This is a genomic window from uncultured Mailhella sp. (genome assembly GCF_905187505.1).
Classification (GTDB): Bacteria; Desulfobacterota; Desulfovibrionia; order Desulfovibrionales; family Desulfovibrionaceae; genus Mailhella.
This window is the reverse complement of record NZ_CAJJIC010000152.1, coordinates 1-5,165: the sequence shown is the minus strand read 5'-3', so window position 1 is coordinate 5,165 and position 5,165 is coordinate 1. Positions and strand designations below refer to the sequence as shown.

Here is a 5,165-nt window from a genome sequence, read left to right as displayed (position 1 = left end):
TTTATCATACAACGTGGCTTCTTTGGAAACACCCCCACGTGCGTGGGGAAGACCCAGAAATATAATAATCATCTGTAAGAAATCCAGAAACACCCCCACGTGCGTGGGGAAGACAATGGCCGGGGGCTAGCGACGGAGAAATAGGTCGAAACACCCCCACGTGCGTGGGGAAGACCCTTTTCCAGCTTTCGAGATAGTTTTATAAAAAGAAACACCCCCACGTGCGTGGGGAAGACGCCATGGCGAATTTTTGTCCGTCTTCGGCTTCAGAAACACCCCCACGTGCGTGGGGAAGACCTTCTGGATATCTATTTTTTATCTGATAAGCAAGAAACACCCCCACGTGCGTGGGGAAGACGTTGCTCTTATAAAAAATCTGTCTATAATGCTGGAAACACCCCCACGTGCGTGGGGAAGACCTTTATATATTCGTCACTCATACAATATTCATAGAAACACCCCCACGTGCGTGGGGAAGACTTTACTTCTACACTTAATGCCAATCTCGATATGGAAACACCCCCACGTGCGTGGGGAAGACCATTCTTCAGGCTGAATTGACTGGTGAAATCGAGAAACACCCCCACGTGCGTGGGGAAGACTTCATTTTCTGAGCTTCAAGGACAGTGTCGTTAGAAACACCCCCACGTGCGTGGGGAAGACTAAGTGCCTTTACTCGCCTGCCACGCTTGGAAGGAAACACCCCCACGTGCGTGGGGAAGACTCTGACATATTATTGAACTTTTTGGTGCACGTCAAACCGGAACTACGTTTTCGCCGCTCCGTACAACGTTCACGTTCTGCTTGAACTTTTCAGCCCTTCCCCAGAAAAGGCGTTGCCGAATGCGCCCCGGAATCGCGTTGCCGACGGAGAAAAAACGAAAACGCTCCCCGGGAAATCCGTCACCCGCCCTGCGCGTGAACGGCCCCGTCGACGCAGGCGCTGCATGGAGACGACGTCCGTTCATCAAACCATGCCATGAGCGCGCTGAAAAATCATGGCGTTCGCCTTGACAGGTAGCACGTTTTTAAAATAGGTGTTACTTTATTCGCGAGGCAAGACATATCATGCTTGTTTTCAGAACATTGTTCCGCATGGCGGCGGCCTGCCTTCTTGTGCTTGCGTGCCTGCCCGCCGCGGCTTTTGCGGCTTCGCCCATTTCCTTTACCGACATGGCCGGACGGAAGGTGGAGCTCGACGCGCGTCCCGAAACCTTTGTCGTGGCCAACTACATCGCCAATTTTCTCATGGTCGGCGGGGCGGAAAGCCTGAACAGGGTGGTCGGCATGACCTTCGACGGCTGGGCGGACACGAGGTACGGGGAATACGTCGTCTATACGCAAACCTTTCCCGAACTGAAGAACATACCGAGCATCGGCGGCTATCATGACGACGTGCTCGATTCCGAAAGGATTCTGTCGCTTCATCCCGACGTGCTGCTTGTGGGACTTTCCCAGTTCGCGGACAACAATCAGAAGATCGACCTTTTCGAGCGGGCGGGCATAAGGGTCGTCGTGCTCGACTATCATGCCATGAAGGTGGAAAACCACACGCGGAGCACCATGATCCTCGGGCAGCTCCTCGGCAGGGAGAATGTGGCGAAGGAGCAGTGCGACGCCTACGCCTCCGCCCTTGAGAACGTGTACGCAAAAATTGCGGCCCTTCCCGATTCCGCAAGGCACCGCAAGGTCTACATGGAGCTCGGCAACAAGGGCACGGGCGAGTACGGCAACAGCTACAACGGCAACGTGCTCTGGGGCGCGATGCTGAAAAATCTCGGCGCCGACAACCTGGCGGAACACGCGCTTCAGCCCTACGCTCCGCTGGATACGGAATTCGTGCTCGCCGCCGATCCAGACGTCATCGTCATGGGCGGCGGCATCTGGCGCAACAATGCCGAGGGCGATCAGATGCTCATGGGACTGACCGTCGACGAGGCCACGGCGCAGCAGCGTCTTCGCGGCTTTGCCGACCGTCCGGCGTGGAAGAACCTCTCCGCCGTCAGAAACGGCGAAGTCTATGCCGTGGATCACGGAAGCCTCAGAAACATGATCGACTACACCCTGACGCTCTATCTCGCCAAAATCCTGTATCCCGACACGTTCCGCGACCTGGAGCCCATGGCGGAAATGCAGGCCTTCTATGCCCGGTACCTTCCCGAGCTGAAGTTCGACGGCACCTTCATGATCCGCCTCGAACGCTGAAGGAACGGGCCATGCCTTCCGGCAGAAACAACGCATACCGGCAACTGAACGCAAGGCGCCTCTTCACGGAAGCGGCGCTCCTCGCCCTGACGCTGGCGCTCATCGTCGTGGATCTCGGCATGGGCTCTTCCGGCCTCGCTCCCCGCGAGGTCGTGGCGGCGCTCCTCGACGGACCGGGCGGAAAATCCCCCGATGCCGCCATATTATGGTTCATCCGTCTGCCCATGACGCTCACCTGCGCCTTCGTGGGCGGCTCGCTCAGTCTGGCAGGACTGCAGATTCAGACCATCACCGGCAACGCGCTGGCGAGTCCCTACACGCTCGGCGTCACGGCGGGCGCAAGCTTCGGCGCGGCCGTCGCCATCACGCTCGGCTTTTCCATCGCAGGACAGCTCTGGATGGGCACCGCGCTGCTCGCTCTTCTGTTCGCCCTTGCCGTTTCGCTTCTCATCTTCCATCTGGGACGCCTCAAGGGCATGTCGCCCGGCACGCTGATTCTTTCGGGCATCATCATGAACTTCTTTTTTCAGGCGCTGCAGCAGTATCTGCAATACCGCGCCTCCCCGGAAATCGCGCAGGTCATTTCCGGCTGGACGTTCGGAAATCTGCAGCGTTCCTCGTGGGTGAGCGTTGCCGTGAGCGGCGTGCTGCTCGCCGCAGGAACGGCGCTTCTGGCCGGACGGTCATGGCGTCTCACCGTGCTGACCACCGGCGAGGAGCGGGCGCGCAGTCTGGGCATCAACGTGGAAGGGCTGCGCTTTCAGGTCTTTCTCATCTGCTCGTTTCTCATTGCAGGGGCCGTCGGCTTCATCGGCACGGTGGCCTTCGTGGGTCTGGTGGCACCGCACTGCGCAAAGCTCATGCTGGGCGAGGATCAGCGCTATCTGCTGCCCGGCGCAACGGTGCTCGGCAGCCTGATGATGATCGCCTCCTCGATCGCCTCCAAGATTTTGTCCGGCGGCTCCATGATGCCCGTGGGCATCATCACCTCCATCGTGGGCGTGCCGTTCCTCTTCGTGCTGCTCCTGAAAAAAGGAAGATGACATGCTGACGCTCTCCATTCGCAACCTCTCCGTGAAACTCTCGGGAAAAGAAGTCATCCGCGACGTGTCCGCAACGCTGCACGGCGGGGAAATGGTGGCGGTGATCGGCCGCAACGGCGCGGGCAAGACCACGCTGATCAAGGCGATCGCACGACTTGTCCGCCGTTCGGGCGAGGTGCTCCTGCATGACGACGAGGGCCATGTCTTTTCCGAACGCGACATCGCCTACGTTCCGCAGCTCGAGTCCGTCACCAGCCGCCTGACGGTCTTTGAAACCGTGCTTCTCGGTCTGGTCAAGGATCTCGGCTGGAAGGTCACCGACGAGCAGATCGAAACGGTCACCGACACGCTCTTGGAACTCGGACTCGACGAACTGAGTCTGAAACCGGTATGCAGCCTGAGCGGCGGGCAGAAACAGCTCGTGTTCATGGCGCAGGCCTTCGTGTCCCGTCCGCGAGTGCTGCTGCTCGACGAACCGACAAGCGCGCTCGATCTGCGCCATCAGCTCGTCGTCATGGATCTGGCACGCAGGTACACGCGGCAAAGCGGGGCCGTCACGCTTTTCGTCGTGCACGATCTCATGCTGGCGTCGCGGTACGGCAACCGTCTTCTCATGCTCCATGAGGGGCGGATAAGAGCCTTTGATGCGGCCGAACGCGTGCTCATGCCGTACCTTCTCGGCGACGTGTACGACGTGGAGGCCTGCGTTGAGCGGACGCCGCCCGGTTTTTTGAACGTCATTCCCGTGCGGCCCCTGTGAGCGGAGTTGCGGCCTGCAACGGCAGGGACGGCGTTTGGGCAGAACGCCGCGTTCCGGCCGTCCTCTCCAGAGGAGAAGGCGGGGCGGCAGCGCGGAAAACAGGTGCGGGACACGGCGGCCGGACTGGTTTCCGGCACGGAGCCGTGCGTCCGCATCCGCACGAAACAGGATTCAGAGAGAAAGACATGACGGAACTTGAAGCGATACGACGATACTGGAACACGCGGGCGGAAGGCTACAGCCTGAAGACCGTGCATGATCTGCGGCACGCGGAAGCGTTCTGGCTGGAGAGACTGCGTCCTTTTCTTCCCGCGTCGGGCAGGCTGGACGTGCTGGATCTCGGCTGCGGGCCGGGATTCTTTTCTCTTCTGCTGGCCCGTCTGGGGCATGACGTGGTCGCCTTCGACTACTCGGAAGGGATGCTTGAGCGCGCCGCGCAGAACGCCGCCGACGCGGGCGTGACCATTGCGCTGCGGCAGGGCGATGCGCAGAATCTTCCCTTTGCCGACGCGTCGTTCGATTTCATCGTGTCCCGCAATCTGACGTGGAATCTTGAGCAGCCGGAAAGGGCTTATGCCGAATGGCTGCGCGTGCTGAGACCGGGCGGGCGGCTGGTCAACTTCGACGGCAATCACTACCGCCATTTTTACAGCGAAGCCTACGCGGCGGAGAAAAAGCAGCCCGACTACACGGACGGGCATGACCCGGATTTCATGCTCGGCGTCGATCCTGCGCCCATCAACGACATTGCGGCCCGACTGCCCCTGAGCCGGGTCGACCGGCCGCAGTGGGACATGGCAACCCTGCTTGAACTCGGCGCGCGATGCGTGAGCGCCGACGTGGAACGGCGGCACTTCACGGACGAAGCGGGAAACGCCGTGTCCATCATCAGGAATTTCGTGGTCTCGGCGCAGAAGGAGGCGTGAGAGGCGGGCTCCTGCCGGTGCATGAAGCCTGCTCCTCCCGACTTCTTCCCCGCAGCGCCGCCGTCCGCGGGGAAGAAGGGGGGCACGTCCGTTTTTGCCCTGCGTTCCGGCATCTGCGGGAAAAAATGGGAAAAACGAAAAAAAACGCTTGACGGCCACGCCGAAAACATCTAAGAACACACCTGCAACGGCGAGTTGCTTCGTTCCCCGATAGCTCAATAGGCAGAGCGG

The 5,165-nt window shown here is 60.0% G+C and carries 4 protein-coding genes and 1 CRISPR repeat array; all 4 genes read left to right on the top strand.

What is annotated here, in order from left to right:
• Positions 1-25: 25 nt before the first annotated feature.
• Positions 26-724: direct repeats of the CRISPR family, unit length 28 nt; unit sequence GAAACACCCCCACGTGCGTGGGGAAGAC.
• A gap of 344 nt (positions 725-1,068) precedes the next feature.
• The 4 genes from QZZ60_RS10480 to QZZ60_RS10465 all read left to right on the top strand — a co-directional run bounded on the left by QZZ60_RS10480 (position 1,069) and on the right by QZZ60_RS10465 (position 4,934).
• Positions 1,069-2,205: an ABC transporter substrate-binding protein gene (locus QZZ60_RS10480; protein WP_295641201.1), complete on the top strand. Its 1,137-nt coding sequence runs from the start codon at positions 1,069-1,071 to the stop codon at positions 2,203-2,205.
• Positions 2,206-2,216: 11 nt separating this feature from the next.
• Positions 2,217-3,248: an iron ABC transporter permease gene (locus QZZ60_RS10475; RefSeq protein ID WP_295641199.1), complete on the top strand. Its 1,032-nt coding sequence runs from the start codon at positions 2,217-2,219 to the stop codon at positions 3,246-3,248.
• Position 3,249: 1 nt separating this feature from the next.
• Complete coding sequence (locus QZZ60_RS10470) at positions 3,250-4,008, top strand: ABC transporter ATP-binding protein (protein ID WP_295641197.1); 759 nt, start codon at positions 3,250-3,252, stop codon at positions 4,006-4,008.
• 185 nt (positions 4,009-4,193) lie between these two features.
• Positions 4,194-4,934, top strand: a complete 741-nt coding sequence (locus tag QZZ60_RS10465; RefSeq protein WP_295641195.1) for a class I SAM-dependent methyltransferase — start codon at positions 4,194-4,196, stop codon at positions 4,932-4,934.
• The last annotated feature ends 231 nt before the right edge of the window (positions 4,935-5,165 follow it).

What these genes read in the sequence shown, in the direction of transcription:
- QZZ60_RS10480 (WP_295641201.1), top strand. Translation starts at nt 1,069, where the DNA reads ATGCTTGTTTTCAGAACATTGTTCCGCATGGCGGCGGCCTGCCTTCTT.
- QZZ60_RS10470 (WP_295641197.1), top strand. Translation starts at nt 3,250, where the DNA reads ATGCTGACGCTCTCCATTCGCAACCTCTCCGTGAAACTCTCGGGAAAA.
- QZZ60_RS10475 (WP_295641199.1), top strand. Translation starts at nt 2,217, where the DNA reads ATGCCTTCCGGCAGAAACAACGCATACCGGCAACTGAACGCAAGGCGC.
- QZZ60_RS10465 (WP_295641195.1), top strand. Translation starts at nt 4,194, where the DNA reads ATGACGGAACTTGAAGCGATACGACGATACTGGAACACGCGGGCGGAA.